The sequence below is a fragment of the Shewanella marisflavi genome (genome assembly GCF_023283925.1).
In the GTDB taxonomy this organism is placed as follows: domain Bacteria; phylum Pseudomonadota; class Gammaproteobacteria; order Enterobacterales; family Shewanellaceae; genus Shewanella; species Shewanella marisflavi.
The window spans coordinates 900,408-914,661 of sequence record NZ_JAKIKX010000001.1; the positions used below are offsets into that span (position 1 = coordinate 900,408).

Below are 14,254 nucleotides of genomic sequence, written 5' to 3' on the forward strand. Positions count from 1 at the left end.
GATGTTGATCGACAAACGTTACCAATTTGTGACGGACAATTGGAATGGCTTTGAGTGTCGTTAACGTAAACGTAAAATTAAAACGCTTGTTTGATTTTTGTGTTTGTGCATTTTTTGTCAAAGTATTGTTTTTAATGCCTTTTGTGGTGTTGACTGGCGGGGAAAGCAAAACGTAGTAGAGTTTAATTTCTTAGGGGTTAAAGCATTATTTGTGTAATTTTAAATTTACAATACGTATTTAAATTACGTAATAACTTTCAATGGTGGGTGATTGGTTAATTTGTCAGACAACTTTAGTTGCTAGGTGGCGTTTATAAAGTTTGTGATATTTTAAAGTGTTATAAATCAATTATTTAAGTTGTTATTCCTAGCTTGGTATTACCAATTTTTTATCTTGTTTATTGTTATTTTTTGCTGCTTTTATAGACGTTGGTATTGTTGCAATCACAACTGTTTGTTAGTAGGTTTTGTTCAAAACGTACATTTGGAACTTTTAAGACAGTGTTTCAAGGTGTATGACCCACAAGGGTATGGTTCACAGCAGATTAATTGGCTTTATGCGGTAAATAAGCGCTTGGGAGATATCGGGATGACTGAACAAGTAATGAATGAACATCAGCAAGATACGGGATTATCTATCCTAGGGGCGCCTGTCGAGGGTCAAGAGCTTGTGCTTAATGAAGGTGCACTGAGTCTGCTCGACGTCTTGTGTAGCCAGTTTGCGGCAGAGGTTCCGAAACTGCTTGAAATGCGTAAGCAAAAGCAAGCGCTGATCGATGCAGGCGCCTTGCCTGACTTTTTACCAGAAACCCGTGCTATCAGAGACGGTGAATGGCAGATCCGTAGCATCCCAGAGGATCTACAGGACAGACGGGTAGAGATCACCGGACCTGTCGACCGCAAGATGATCATCAACGCGCTCAATGCCAACGTAAAGGTCTTTATGGCCGATTTTGAGGATTCTCTTGCACCTAGCTGGCCTAAGGTGATTCAGGGGCAGATCAATTTGCGTGATGCTGTACGTGGCGATATCGAATACACAGCGCCTGAAACAGGTAAGCACTACGCCTTGAATGACGATCCCGCAGTGCTTATTGCGCGTGTTCGTGGTCTGCACCTTAAAGAAAAGCATGTGACCTTCAATGGTGAAGCGATTCCAGGGTCACTGTTCGACTTCTGCCTCTACTTTTACCACAACTACCGTCAGTTGTTGGAGAAGGGTAGCGGCCCATACTTCTATATTCCTAAGTTAGAGAGCCATGTTGAGGCGCGTTGGTGGGCCAAGGTATTTGCCTTTGTTGAAGAACGCTTCTGCCTTGCACCTGGCACCATTAAATGTACTTGTTTGATTGAGACATTACCTGCGGTGTTTGAGATGGAGGAGATCCTCTATGAGCTGCGCTCTAACATCGTCGCGCTCAACTGTGGTCGTTGGGATTACATCTTTAGCTATATCAAAACGTTGAAAAAACATAGTGAACGTATCTTGCCAGACCGTCAGGCGGTGACCATGGACAAGCCGTTTTTAAGTGCTTACTCGCGTCTACTTATTAAGACCTGCCACAAGCGTGGCGCCTTGGCGATGGGCGGCATGGCTGCCTTTATTCCCGCCAAAGATGAGGCGCAAAACGAAGCTGTATTAGTCAAGGTGCGTGGCGATAAAGAGCTAGAGGCGCGAAATGGTCATGACGGCACCTGGGTGGCACATCCTGGGCTGGCCGACACTGCCATGGGGATCTTCAACGAATATATAGGTGAAGATCACGTTAATCAGCTGCATATCACCCGTGATGTGGATGCACCGATTCTGGCCAGGGACTTGCTGATGCCTTGTGACGGTGAGCGTACCGAATCAGGCATGCGTCTGAATATTCGTATCGCGCTGCAATATGTCGAGGCGTGGATTCGCGGCAATGGCTGTGTGCCCATCTATGGATTAATGGAAGATGCGGCGACTGCAGAGATCTCCCGAACCTCTATCTGGCAGTGGATCCAACATGAGCAGAAGCTGTCAAACGGCAAGTTGGTGACCAAGGAATTGTTTAAAGAGATGCTGGTAGAAGAGTTAGCCAATGTGAAGTTAGAAGTTGGCCCAGATCGCTTTACCCACGGTAGATATACCCAAGCGGCGGTGTTGCTAGAAGAGATAACAACGGCCGATGAGTTGGTGGATTTTCTCACCCTACCAGGCTACGAGATTTTGACCCAGGCCGAAGAGGCTTAACACCTGATTGATTACACAATTGAAAAGGGTCTTTGACCCCTACTTATTTAGCGCCTTTGAATGTGAGTGGTATTAAGGGAGCTGGATGTAAACACCTGAGATGGAGAAGATTATGACTAAGGCAACTACACAAAATTCACGTCAAGCACAGATTGATGCGTTAAAAAAGGATTGGGCTGAAAATCCACGTTGGGCAGGCGTTCGCCGTCCCTATTCAGCAGAGGACGTAGTGGCCTTACGCGGTTCAATTGTCCCGGAAAACACCATAGCGACTCGCGGCGCTGAGAAATTATGGCAACTGGTTAATGGCGGTGCCAAGAAGGGCTATGTCAACTCGCTGGGCGCCCTGACGGGGGGCCAGGCGGTGCAACAAGCTAAGGCAGGTATCGAAGCTATCTATCTGTCGGGCTGGCAGGTTGCCGCAGACGCTAACCTGGCCGGTACCATGTATCCCGATCAGTCTCTCTATCCGGCGAACTCAGTGCCAGCTGTTGTACAGCGCATCAATAACTCGTTCCGCCGTGCTGACCAGATCCAGTGGAGCAACCAGGTAGATCCGCAAGATGAAGGTTACACCGACTACTTCTTGCCAATTGTTGCCGATGCCGAAGCGGGCTTTGGTGGTGTACTTAACGCCTATGAACTGATGAAGAATATGATCGATGCCGGCGCCGCAGGTGTGCATTTTGAAGATCAGCTAGCTTCGGTGAAGAAGTGTGGTCACATGGGCGGTAAGGTGTTAGTGCCGACACAAGAAGCTGTGCAAAAGCTGGTATCCGCACGTTTGGCAGCCGATGTAAGTGGCGTAGAGACTCTGGTTATCGCCCGTACCGATGCAAACGCAGCGGATCTGCTGACCTCAGACTGCGACCCATATGATCGTGACTTCATCACTGGAGAGCGCACTTCTGAAGGTTTCTACCGCGTAAACGCTGGCTTAGACCAGGCAATCTCTCGTGGCTTGGCTTATGCTCCTTACGCCGACCTCATTTGGTGTGAAACTGCCAAGCCAGATCTTGAAGAGGCACGTCGTTTCGCCGAGGCGATTCATGCCCAGTACCCAGATCAGTTGCTGGCTTATAACTGCTCACCTTCTTTCAACTGGAAGAAGAATCTGGATGATGCCACTATCGCTCGCTTCCAACAGGAGCTGTCGGACATGGGCTATAAGTACCAGTTCATCACCTTAGCCGGTATCCATAACATGTGGTACAACATGTTCGACCTAGCCTATGACTATGCTCGTGGTGAAGGTATGAAGCATTATGTTGAGAAGGTGCAGGAAGTTGAGTTTGCGGCGGCTAAGAAGGGGTATACCTTTGTGGCGCACCAACAAGAGGTGGGTACAGGCTACTTCGACAAGGTCACCAACGTGATTCAAGGTGGTCAGTCATCGGTGACAGCACTGACTGGCTCGACCGAAGAGGATCAGTTCTAAAGTTTCGACTTGCTGTCCTTTAGCAGCGGTTGTTCCTCGCACTGTGTTCCTACGTGCAGTGCGAGGTTTTTCTTTCCTTTCAACACTTTTTTATTTTGCTTGCCTTGGCGGTCCCTCTTGAGCCGCCTTTTTTATTTTGTGCTCATCAAATTACCTGCAATGTCGATATAAAGGTGAAATCCTCGCCAAGTAACAGAGCATTGTGGACTAAACACGATTTGCGACTGGCGACTGATGTAATTGTTATGTTATAAGTTTTTCTGCCTATAATTCATCAATCGCGCCGTTTTTCGTTGGCGTATTTGCAAACCCTTCATTAAGAGTAAAAACGCATTGAATAGTGCAACGTCAGGAAAAGGTGCCGAATACTGGACTAAACGCATCAGCGAACAGGAGATGCCGGCGCTGAGCTCGACGGTTAAGACCCTGGAGCAGTTGGCTAAAGATGATGTGTCATCTTTGGCGATATTAGGCCGCAGTGTAATGCATGATAATGCCTTGACCTCGCGTATTCTTAAGGTGGCTAACAGCGCCATCTATAACAAGGGGATCTCCCATGTCACTACGGTGAGCCGCGCGGCGGTAGTCTTGGGTTTCGATACTATTCGCAACATCTGTATTACGGCAAAGCTGCTTAGTAGCCTTCTGGAAAACAAAGGTTTGTCTGAACCTGTTTATCATAGACTACTGACCCTGATGGCCAGAGCATTTCAGGCAGCCATGCTCGCTAAGATGATGCTAAGGGATCACGACGAGGAGTTGCAGGAGGAGGTGTTTATTGCCGCGCTTCTGTATCACCTGGGTGAGAGCGCTTTTTGGAGCATGGGGGGCGAGACCACTGAGAGGCTCGATGCCCGCCTGAATCAGGTAGATGCTAAAGAGGCCAGCGCCGTGGTCAGAGAGGTGCTGGGAACCTCCTTTACTCAACTTTCGATGGGGATCGCCAAAAACTGGGGCCTAGGTGAGGTGCTGGTCAAGTCACTGTCTAATCCTAATGAACGAACCCCTGAGATCCGCTCTATATTCCTTGCTAATAAGATCAGCGAGTTAATGGCTAGTGACGCTAAGGATGATATCGAAGAGCTACACCGCAGAATTAAGCAAGCGGCCGATATGTTGGAACTTGAAGTGGATGAATTCAAGGGGCGTATGATCCAGTGCAGTCACGCCACCAGAAAGCTGGCCGATACCTATGGCGCAAAAGTGTTGGTGGCATTTTTGCCCGATACTCATCAACTTACCTTGGCACCATCGCAACAAGATGAGCCGATAAAGGTACGCGAGTTCAATGTGAGTCTGCAGCTTAAAAAACTGCGTGAATTGACCGATTGCGCCATCAACAAGGCGAACTTCAATGAAGTGATCACTATTACCCTAAGTGGTCTACTCGATGGTATCGGCATGGATCGCTGCGCCGTAATGTTGCTGTCGCCAAATCGGAAACGCATACAACCAAGAGTCGTCCTTGGTGATAATGTCGACAAAATGAAAAATGAATTTATTGTCGAGTTGTATCAGGGCAAGAATGTGTTTGCCGAAAGTATAGATCTTAAGAAGCCGCTGTTTATCGACAATCCACAATCTGAAAAATGGCGCTTGTACCTGGATGAAGAGTTAAAGAAACACACCTCATCCCAGGGCTTTATGTTGGCGCCCATATTGGTTGATTACAAGGTGATCGGCTTGTTATATGCCGACAGACACAGTTCTGAGCGTAAGCTAGCCGATGAAGATTTCGAGCGTTTTACTCACTTTGCCCAGCTGACGAATCTCTGCCTGTCGGTGTCGGTACACTAAGGTCATTTACCCTGAGTCGCCTTAATCTGCGCCGTGATCCGTTTGGCCATGGCGTTGGGGATAGGAAAGCTCAGGTGGTATTGCAGTACCTTCCAGCCAGTATCGGTAAGCACTAAGGTGCCTGTACCCCGGCAGTTACCGTAGGAATTGCTGCTCAGATGCTCATCAAACACAATCACATCACCGTGCTGTTGAAGACTTCTAGAGATTAAGCTATAGCGCCAGCCCTTGGTGGGACGGGCGTACTCGGCAAATTGTGTCATGGTCCAATTTTCACTGGCGTCAGTGCCGATGAAGTGGGCATCTTCCGTGTAGAGATCAAAATACCTGTCCCAGTCGGCGCTCGCCGCGTAGCGATGTAAATTATCTAGGGTCTCGGTTGCCGCCGCTGGAATTTCGGCCCGGCACAGGCTGGAAAATAGTAGGGCACAGCTTGCTAAGAGCAGAGAAAAATGGGGTAGCCTTGCGGTCATGGTGCAACTCCTTTTTGCGAATATTAGTGCCAGTTTACCGGATCTAATTTGAAAAAATGACTCATCTGTTGATAAAGCGCTTGATGTTGCTGGTAAAACTCATGGGGACGTTCGAAGAAGGTTTCAGTGATCACCGCAAAAAACTCGGCCTCATTGGTGGCACCATAGTAGTTGAATAAGCTGGGGAGCTGCCATTTTGCATCGTGGCAAAGCTGCTCAAATTCCTGGGTCATGACGACAGACCAGCTTTGATAATCATGGGGGCTTGCCAGGATAGGTGCACCGTTGGAATGACCGTCCTCCTGGTCTAACTGGTGAGCGAACTCGTGGATCACCACATTATGGCCATCATAGGGTTGGGCGGCATCTTCCTTAGTATTATGCCAAGAGAGGATCACCTTGCCATACTCCCAAGACTCCCCCGAGAGAATGTTTTGCCGCTCCCAAAGCACGCCATCACTGTTTTGTTGATGATGAGTGACAATAAATAGGCTGGGATAGACAAGGATCTGCCTTAACTTTGGATAGTAGTCTGTATCGCGGTTAAGCAGCAGCAAGCACGCCTGAGCGGCAATGGTCACTCGAATCTCATCATCTATCTCTATCCCCTGACAGCCGACAAACTCCTTTTCGGCGATAAAGATTTGAATATGGCGCTTGAGCTGCAATTGTAGATCACTTGGCAAGGCGCGAAAGTAGGGCATGCGGTGCTTTAATATTGCTCGCCAACTGGTGGGAAACGGCCGCTTGGCGATCTGGGCGCGTCTGTGCCTGATATAACTTGGTTTAAACAGTATGTAGCCGATGGCCGCACAACTCACCAAGGCAATAATAAAGAGCGCCAACATAAAAATCTCCTAATGATATAGCAAGATATGTGGCCGTGTGGCAGGAATTCAATCGTAAAGCCGTAAGAAAAAAAAGCTGGCAGCCAGTAAATTTGGACAAATGAAATCTGTCGCTGCCAGAAAAGGGTTGGGAGATTGGAATGAAACTTAGGTCGCACTGGGTGATGCGCAGCCCAGTGCGAGGGGGAAGCGAGATCAGTCGACTATGATGGATTGCTCCTTCTGTTGTCGCTCACCTTCCGACAAGGAATAATGGTGCTCAATCAGAAATCTGATCAGCTTAGATTTGGCCACATCACAGCCACTTGCCAACTCAGCGAGGTGCGCAATGGCTGACTCGCTCAAGGTAAAAGTGGCCTTGCGGTAGGGCCCAGTACCTTTTGGCACCACCTTAGGGGCCGCCTTTATTTGATGACGAGCTTTAAACTCGCCGTCAAATCCGGTTTCTAAAGCAATAATCTCGGCCATCTGCTGAACTTGCGCAGGTTGCCCGGCCGCATAGTGGGTCGCATCGTCGATGAAGTCATCGATTAAGGTGTCGAGCGAAATGTTCAGCAGCTTTCGATTCTGCCTTGCTGCGCTAGACTGCGTAGAGTTTTTCTTGAGATCGGCCAGACCCATAATTACCCCTTAACTTATCCATCTGTTTTTCAGCGAGACGATTACGAATCTCAGTGGCATTGGCTGCCTGAAGCATTTCGCAAGCGATTGCTCGGATTTCATCGGCCGCCTTTCCTTTAGGCTGAGTTTCCATCACAGATAAACCCGACTCTTCGCTGTCGTCATAAATGTTACGGCTATAGGTGATAGCGTCGAGTACGTTGATATCATAAGTTTTACAGACTTCTTTCGCTTCAAAAATGCGGTTGGCCTGATTTGGCAAGCTTGGGCATTGAGTGATAACGAAAGAGGCGCGCATCTTAGGGTTAATCATCATACAGGTGGCGACGATGTCATCCATGTGGCTAACAGTCTTTAAATCTCTGCGCTTAGGACGCAGTGGCATCAAGACGTGAGAGGCAACAGACATGGTTGCACGTAGCGCCAGGTTATCCTGACCACCACAATCGACCAGTACATAGTCATAGTGTTGCTCTAGGCTGAGCAGATCGTTGCGGATCTTACCGTAAAGCTGAACACAGTTGATGCTGGCCAGGGTGCCGTTGTTGTTACGTGCTTGAATCCAATCTGAGGTGGTCCGCTGGGGATCGCAATCGACCATGATGACTGAGGCGCCGCATTCTACTGTGAGAAATACCGCTATGTTTTGGGCTAGACAGCTTTTACCGCTGCCGCCTTTTTCACCGCCAACTAAAATGATCATTCTATTTCCTCTCGACTGCCAATGATTGCCGATGTTTGTTATTAGGTTCCCAAGTGATGTACTTCAGTCTTGTGACTTCACCTGTTTGGGTATGTGCTCAATTTAGGTGTTAATTAATTGTTGGTCAACTACATGAAATTTGACGTTTTTTTTGATTATGGCGCTTGTCATTAACTTGACGTTTTTGGTGTTTTGGCAGATATTTGACGCTACTGGCTTTTAATTAAGCAAAAAGATTTTAAGTTTAATAAAAACAATTGGTTATTGTTGTTTTATGAGTTTTTTGGAGGGGGTTTACGTTCCATGACCTTAAAAGCGTAAGACTTTTATCTTATCGTTATTTCATTTATTGATTAAAAATATGTTGTATAGTTAAAAATGTTATAAGTGTAATAACTAAAACTTTGAACTTGGTTGGCCTACCGCAACAGAAAATTGTCTTATGTTTCAAAGGCACTTATAAAAAAATAACAAGTATTAGGCAATGTCCGCTGTCAGGGCTTGGCCTGGTGGACGCTGTCACGTAAGCTTGGGTTAACAGAGTAACTCCCAGCCATTTAGGATGAGCAGATGGATCAACAGGCCTTAATTGAGGCAATTAATCAAAAAATGCCTTTTGGTAAATATGCCGGATTGCGACTCTTAGAGCTGCCTGAGCCCTATTTAGTCTGGTTTCATGGGAAGGGGTTTCCCGAAGGTAAGTTGGGCCAACAACTGGCGCTGATCTATGAAGTGAAGCTTAATGGATTAGAAGGCATGTTAAAGCCGTTATTAGTTCCGCGGACTCAGGGATAAAAGTCGGTAATGAGAGCTTGATCTAAAACTGATTCATTGATTGCTGTTTTAGAGGGTCTTGGTAGAGATTTATGGTTAACGCCATGTTTTAATGCAGGGGTTAAAGGCAAACACTTAAGGAATGACAATGATAACTAAATTAGTTCGTTTAGCCGCTGCGGCTACATTGGCACTGGGGATTTCAAGTGCCTGGGCTGCTGGTGTTGTGCATCAGGGCACTGTGGTCGATACCATGAACGGTGGCGGTTATACCTATGTTCAGATCAAAGAGGCCGATAAGACTTTCTGGGCTGCTGGTCCTCAGGTTGAGGTCAAAAAAGGCGACGTTGTTGTGGTACAAGAGCAGATGTGGATGAATGATTTTACCAGCAAGACGCTTAATCGTACCTTCGATGAACTCTTGTTTGTGGGTCGCATCGACAAGAAATAAACATAGCGCTGATCGTTCAGCCAGGTTGACGAATAAAGATATAGTGCCGCTAAGTAATTATCGGCACTATTTTTTTGCCTAATCAGCCACTAATATAAGCAGCTATTGGCGGGCCGCATTTTTTCGCTGGCTCATAACATTTTCATGCATTTAGCGATGATTAAAATAATTCCCTATCACAAGGGTTATGCGACTGCAGTGAGTCACCTGTATCATCAGGCGGTACAGGCTATAGATGAGACCCATTACTCAAAGGCGCAGAAACATGCTTGGTCACAGGCCCCGCGCTCTGGCTATCATTGGCATAAACGCCTGACGCGTTCGCAAGCCTGGCTGGCTGTGGATACCCAGCGATTGCTGGGAGGGATGCCGCTTTGTGTGGGGTTTGTGAATGTTGAGACTCACTATCGCTCACGAGGTTATATCGACAGTCTTTATGTGCATCCTGACTATCAGGGACTGGGAGTGGGCACCGAGTTAGTGCGTCATCTAGAAGATTGGGCCTACTCCCAGGCGATAGAAACCTTGAGTGTGGATGCTTCCTGCCTGTCACGCCCCCTATTTATCGCCCGAGGTTTTACCCTGCGCCACAAATGTTATCAGGAGAAATTGGGCCAGGTGTTTATGGCCTATTACCTGGTAAAATCCATGAGTCATGGAGTTTAGGCATTATAAGAACTCTAGGTGACTCGTGTACTGGATATGGGGCGGCATGGCGCCGTGCAATCCCTGTTCTCGCTGCATGAAGCGAATAAAAGCCTCTGGTAGGGTCAGCGAGGCTATCGACTGCTGCTCTTCGGCGCTAAGCAGATCTTGATAACCTTCCTTGCCAGATGCCGTGTAGGCCGATGAGACGCCGCAATACAGTCTGTTGGGCACTACGCTGTGCCATTGCATCTCACCGGAGATTTCGGTCAATACCTCCAGCTGTAGGATCCGTGAGCCCTGAGGTTGCCTGCCGTCATAGCAATATTTAAGACCATAAGTATAGGGAAAACTGCCTGCGCCGGTTCCTGTGATGCTGTTGTTGGTGGCAGAGTTAATGGCCGACTCCAGGGTTTGATAGAGGAAACGACCTAAAATCTTATATCTGACCAAAGGCAGGGCAAAAGGAAGCAGACGGCCAAGCACGTCGGCCATGGTGACCGCGCCTTTATTCAGTGATTGTCTCACGCCGCCGGCATTGTGCAGGGCAAAATCGACCTGAAGATCCAGCTGGCGCGTCTCGTGGTAGATGCTCTTACACACCCAGGGCGCAATTTCACTGCCATGGGGAAGTGCCTTACTGGGCAGACGTGTATGAATAAGGTTTCTTGGGACAAAGCCCAGTACCTGATGTTCCAGTGCACTGATAGCGGGCTGGTATTGCTCTCTGATCACTTGGTTGATCTCTGTCAGCTCTTCGTCCCACAAGACCCCTGGGTGTTCACTGAGTTGCTGCTGTAGTGCTGCGTAGGTCGTGCTGGAGATCTGTTGCTCGCCTTCGATAATTAGATGCTTATCGAGCATGAAGTAGTTGTGTCCGGCTAAGTGAGTGACACGGCCTTGCTGGTCAAATTCGATATCGCACAAGCCTAAGGTTTCGGCATATTTTCCCGCATGCAGTATGGGCGTGTGATTGACGCTTTCACCATAGGGCAGGGCGCTGTGGCCAAGCTGGCTAAATTCTCCCTGCAAGGTGTGAGAGTGACCGCCGACGATAAGGCTGATCCCTGAGACCTCACGGGCTAACACCTTATCTTTGTCCCAACCTAGGTGACTCAACACTAGGATATGATCTATCCCCTCAGCTTTGAGCTTGGCCACAGTATTGGCGGTGGTTTCCATTGCGTTGGCAAAGTGGGTATCTTCATCGGGCCGGGCGATCTCCTTCATCTGATCTAAGGTGATGCCTATGATAGCTAATTGCTTGTCGCCAAGGGGTTTAAACAGCACCTTGGCCGTTTGGCTTTGGGAGCAGTAGTCTAAGAGCCTCGGGTGCCCCGCAAGTCTGGCTTGTTTATGAAGATCTTCCTGGCTGAGATCCATATTACCCGCCAGCAGAGGGAAATTGATGTTATCGAGAAACTGCTTAACAGGTTGATTGCCCGCATCTATCTCATGGTTACCGAGTACCATGGCATCTGGCGCGAGGCGGTTGAGCAGATCGGCGTTGGCCACGCCTTTAAACTGGTTAAAGTAGAGGGTGCCTTGAAAGCTGTCGCCTCCATGCAGAAACAGAAAATCTTGCTCGGCATCTGCCGCTTGCTGACGCGCCTTGGCCACCTGATAGCCGATCCTGGCATAGCCACCACTATGGCAGTAGACCTCATAGCTTTGATGCTGGTGAGTCAGCAGAAATTGAACGCGTGAGGGATCGAAGTGGGAGTGGGTGTCGTTGATATGTGCAAGCTTGAGCGAGTATCTGTTGGTCATGTAGGCCTCATATTGTGAAGCGGGCTAGTATACCTCAGCGGCACTAAATGAAAAAGGGAAGCATTTGCTTCCCTTTATAAACTCATCTTAAGTTATTTACTTATTTTACCCAGAGGTTGAGCCTCTGTGACGCTGCTTTCCTGTGGGTCACTTCTTGGGAGATCATCCTCTTCTGCCGAGCCCTCATCAGAGATGCGTATACCCTTGTGGGTCATGCGGCGCTTCCACAAACGTCGAGCTAACTGCTGCATGTCAGTCACAGGATCGTTGCTGTCGACAATTTCAAGTCCCAATAGCGACTCAATAATGTCTTCCAGAGTGACTATGCCCAGACCACTACCGTATTCATCTACCACCATGGCAATCTTAGTATTGCGCTTAATCATCAGCTGAAATAGGGGTAAGATTTTGGCTGTTTCTGGCACTATGACCAGATTGCGTTTCACCGCCGAGATAGGTGCCTGGGGCGTTTCACGCTCAGATAACAAGATAGTATTACGGTTGACATAACCGACTATATTGTCGCGATCACCATCGAAAACCGGAATGCGGGTGAAGGGGCTCTTCTTGTGCGCCTTGGCAAATGCTGACTGGGTCATGCTTGCTGGTACGCTAAACATCACGGTTCTTGGGGTCATGATGGCAGTTACCGGCATCTCTTTTACCGACAGCATCTGGGTCAGAATCATAGATTCCTGCTCGTCCAGCTCGCCTGATTCATGGCCAATCTTTGCCATGGCGCTCATCTCTTGACGAATATATTGCCCCTCATCGCCTTTACCCAATTTATGGGTTACCTGCTGAGACATCCAAATTAGCGGCCTAGTGATGCGCTCCATCCATAGCAGTGCTAAGGACACGCTTGGTGCCAGGCTACGCCAATAGTTAGCGCCTAGGGTCTTAGGGATGATCTCTGAGAAGAAGAGGATCAAGAAGGTGAGCACACCCGAGAAAACACCCAGCATCTCATCACCGAATACTTTCGCAGCTTGCGCACCGGCAACGGCGGCGCCAACGGTATGGGCAATCGTGTTTAGGGTCAAAATAGAGACCAGTGGCGATTCCACATTCTCTTTTTGACGGCTTAAACGCTCGGCCGCAACGGGGTGAGATTCTTTTAGATTCGCAATAAAGCTAGGTGTAACAGATAGAAGCACAGCTTCAAACACACTACATAGGAAAGAGATCCCAATAGCGACAAAGACAATAACAATAAGGGTTATCATGAGGGAGGTAAAACAACTCCGAGTAGCAAGCCAATATTAGCTTGAGGGCGATTCTAGCATAGTCTATTTCGTTACTGGCTAAAATTTATTGATATCTGTATAATTCGCCGCCCTGTTGCAGGTTTTGGTGTTGAGGTTAGTCAAAATGAGTGAAAAAAAGATCAATTTATTGGATCTCGATCGTAAAGGATTGAGAGCATTGTTTACCGAGATGGGTGAAAAGCCATTTCGTGCCGATCAATTGATGAAGTGGCTATATCATTTTGGCGTAAGCGACTTCGAACAGATGACCAACATCAATAAGGTGCTGCGGGCAAAATTAGCAGAGCGTTGTGAGGTGGTGGCGCCTGAGATCTCTAGCTATCAGAAGTCTGCCGACGGTACCATTAAGTTTGCTATCAACGTAGGCAATGGTCAGGAAGTTGAAACGGTTTATATTCCAGAAGAAGACCGCGCCACCTTGTGTGTGTCATCTCAGGTGGGCTGTGCGCTGGAATGTACTTTCTGCTCTACCGCCCAGCAGGGCTTTAACCGTAACCTCACAGTCTCTGAAATTGTCGGTCAAATCTGGCGCGTGTCGCATTTTCTCGGTTTTCAGAAAGAAACCGGTGAGCGACCTATCTCTAATGTCGTGATGATGGGCATGGGCGAGCCGCTGCTTAACCTCAAGAACGTCATGCCTGCTATCGATATCATGCTGGACGATTTTGGCTTTAGCCTCTCTAAGCGCCGCGTGACGGTATCGACTTCGGGTGTTGTGCCTGCCTTGGATATCTTGGGTGATAACTTGGATGTGGCCTTGGCTGTGAGTATTCACGCGCCTAATGATGAGCTACGTGATGTGCTGGTGCCGGTGAACAAGAAGTATCCGCTGCAGGATTTCCTGGCGGCGATTCGTCGTTACTTAGCTAAGTCTAACGCTAACCGCGGCCGTGTGACGCTAGAGTATGTGATGTTAGATCATATTAACGACAGCACAGATCAGGCTCACGAGCTGGCAAAGTTGATGAAGGATACTCCTTGTAAGATCAACTTGATTCCTTTCAACCCCTATCCGGGTTCTCCCTATGGGCGCTCGTCGAACTCTCGTATCGACAGATTCTCTAAAGTCTTGATGGAATATGGCTTGACCGTGATAGTGCGTAAGACCCGCGGAGACGATATTGACGCGGCCTGTGGCCAGTTAGCCGGAGATATTCGCGACAGAACCAAACGTTTAGCGAAAAAACGCATGCAAGATAGTCAGATTTCAGTCACAATAAACTAACTTATTGTATCTGCTAC

Annotated in this window: 13 protein-coding genes; 7 read left to right on the forward strand and 6 right to left on the reverse strand. The window is 48.1% G+C overall.

Annotated elements, in window-relative coordinates; genetic code table 11:
- Window positions 1-589 precede the first annotated feature (589 nt).
- From aceB to L2712_RS03885, 3 genes are all read left to right on the forward strand, one after another.
- The gene (aceB, locus tag L2712_RS03875; protein WP_248976926.1) at window positions 590-2,224 is read left to right on the forward strand and encodes a malate synthase A; all 1,635 of its coding nucleotides are present in this window, start codon (window positions 590-592) and stop codon (window positions 2,222-2,224) included.
- Between the two features lie 112 nt (window positions 2,225-2,336).
- The gene (gene aceA / locus L2712_RS03880) at window positions 2,337-3,662 is read left to right on the forward strand and encodes an isocitrate lyase (protein WP_033538525.1); all 1,326 of its coding nucleotides are present in this window, start codon (window positions 2,337-2,339) and stop codon (window positions 3,660-3,662) included.
- Window positions 3,663-4,058: 396 nt separating this feature from the next.
- Entirely contained in the window at window positions 4,059-5,459 is a 1,401-nt protein-coding gene (locus L2712_RS03885; protein WP_248977067.1) for an HDOD domain-containing protein, read from the forward strand.
- A 2-nt stretch (window positions 5,460-5,461) separates the two neighbouring features.
- On the opposite strand, the gene L2712_RS03890 is transcribed toward L2712_RS03885, so the two are convergent.
- The 4 genes from L2712_RS03890 to L2712_RS03905 form a co-directional block, all read right to left on the reverse strand.
- Complete coding sequence (locus L2712_RS03890; protein ID WP_088905090.1) at window positions 5,462-5,932, reverse strand: nuclear transport factor 2 family protein; 471 nt, start codon at window positions 5,930-5,932, stop codon at window positions 5,462-5,464.
- A gap of 23 nt (window positions 5,933-5,955) precedes the next feature.
- On the reverse strand, window positions 5,956-6,780 hold the full coding sequence (locus tag L2712_RS03895) for a M90 family metallopeptidase (protein ID WP_248976927.1): 825 nt from the start codon (window positions 6,778-6,780) through the stop codon (window positions 5,956-5,958).
- Window positions 6,781-6,975: 195 nt separating this feature from the next.
- A complete protein-coding gene (locus L2712_RS03900; RefSeq protein ID WP_033538521.1) occupies window positions 6,976-7,401 on the reverse strand; it encodes a hypothetical protein in 426 nt (141 codons plus the stop codon).
- Entirely contained in the window at window positions 7,361-8,104 is a 744-nt protein-coding gene (locus L2712_RS03905) for an AAA family ATPase (protein ID WP_033538520.1), read from the reverse strand. The genes L2712_RS03900 and L2712_RS03905 overlap by 41 nt, the downstream gene beginning before the upstream one ends.
- Before the next feature lie 570 nt (window positions 8,105-8,674).
- Between L2712_RS03905 and L2712_RS03910 the strand changes: the two genes are divergently transcribed.
- The 3 genes from L2712_RS03910 (at window position 8,675) to L2712_RS03920 (ending at window position 9,995) form a co-directional block, all read left to right on the forward strand.
- Window positions 8,675-8,899 (forward strand): DUF3820 family protein, encoded by a 225-nt coding sequence (locus L2712_RS03910; protein WP_033538519.1) that lies wholly within the window; start codon window positions 8,675-8,677, stop codon window positions 8,897-8,899.
- Window positions 8,900-9,026: 127 nt separating this feature from the next.
- A complete protein-coding gene (locus L2712_RS03915) occupies window positions 9,027-9,329 on the forward strand; it encodes a hypothetical protein (protein WP_033538518.1) in 303 nt (100 codons plus the stop codon).
- 156 nt (window positions 9,330-9,485) lie between these two features.
- The gene (locus L2712_RS03920) at window positions 9,486-9,995 is read left to right on the forward strand and encodes a GNAT family N-acetyltransferase (RefSeq protein WP_248976928.1); all 510 of its coding nucleotides are present in this window, start codon (window positions 9,486-9,488) and stop codon (window positions 9,993-9,995) included.
- A 3-nt stretch (window positions 9,996-9,998) separates the two neighbouring features.
- On the opposite strand, the gene L2712_RS03925 is transcribed toward L2712_RS03920, so the two are convergent.
- Window positions 9,999-11,744, reverse strand: coding sequence for a bifunctional metallophosphatase/5'-nucleotidase (locus L2712_RS03925; protein WP_248976929.1), 1,746 nt, complete (start codon window positions 11,742-11,744; stop codon window positions 9,999-10,001).
- A gap of 92 nt (window positions 11,745-11,836) precedes the next feature.
- Window positions 11,837-12,970: a CNNM domain-containing protein gene (locus L2712_RS03930; protein WP_088905086.1), complete on the reverse strand. Its 1,134-nt coding sequence runs from the start codon at window positions 12,968-12,970 to the stop codon at window positions 11,837-11,839.
- 145 nt (window positions 12,971-13,115) lie between these two features.
- On the opposite strand from L2712_RS03930, the gene rlmN reads away from it, so the two are divergent.
- Window positions 13,116-14,237 carry a dual-specificity RNA methyltransferase RlmN gene (rlmN, locus tag L2712_RS03935; RefSeq protein ID WP_248976930.1) on the forward strand — a complete coding sequence of 374 codons (1,122 nt, stop codon included), beginning with the start codon at window positions 13,116-13,118 and terminating at the stop codon, window positions 14,235-14,237.
- Window positions 14,238-14,254 lie beyond the last annotated feature (17 nt).

Bases quoted from the DNA above. Each gene is read 5' to 3' on its own strand.
- aceB (WP_248976926.1), top strand. From the start codon at position 590: ATGACTGAACAAGTAATGAATGAACATCAGCAAGATACGGGATTATCT.
- aceA (WP_033538525.1), top strand. From the start codon at position 2,337: ATGACTAAGGCAACTACACAAAATTCACGTCAAGCACAGATTGATGCG.
- L2712_RS03885 (WP_248977067.1), top strand. From the start codon at position 4,059: ATGCCGGCGCTGAGCTCGACGGTTAAGACCCTGGAGCAGTTGGCTAAA.
- L2712_RS03890 (WP_088905090.1), bottom strand. From the start codon at position 5,932: ATGACCGCAAGGCTACCCCATTTTTCTCTGCTCTTAGCAAGCTGTGCC.
- L2712_RS03895 (WP_248976927.1), bottom strand. From the start codon at position 6,780: ATGTTGGCGCTCTTTATTATTGCCTTGGTGAGTTGTGCGGCCATCGGC.
- L2712_RS03900 (WP_033538521.1), bottom strand. From the start codon at position 7,401: ATGGGTCTGGCCGATCTCAAGAAAAACTCTACGCAGTCTAGCGCAGCA.
- L2712_RS03905 (WP_033538520.1), bottom strand. From the start codon at position 8,104: ATGATCATTTTAGTTGGCGGTGAAAAAGGCGGCAGCGGTAAAAGCTGT.
- L2712_RS03910 (WP_033538519.1), top strand. From the start codon at position 8,675: ATGGATCAACAGGCCTTAATTGAGGCAATTAATCAAAAAATGCCTTTT.
- L2712_RS03915 (WP_033538518.1), top strand. From the start codon at position 9,027: ATGATAACTAAATTAGTTCGTTTAGCCGCTGCGGCTACATTGGCACTG.
- L2712_RS03920 (WP_248976928.1), top strand. From the start codon at position 9,486: ATGATTAAAATAATTCCCTATCACAAGGGTTATGCGACTGCAGTGAGT.
- L2712_RS03925 (WP_248976929.1), bottom strand. From the start codon at position 11,744: ATGACCAACAGATACTCGCTCAAGCTTGCACATATCAACGACACCCAC.
- L2712_RS03930 (WP_088905086.1), bottom strand. From the start codon at position 12,970: ATGATAACCCTTATTGTTATTGTCTTTGTCGCTATTGGGATCTCTTTC.
- rlmN (WP_248976930.1), top strand. From the start codon at position 13,116: ATGAGTGAAAAAAAGATCAATTTATTGGATCTCGATCGTAAAGGATTG.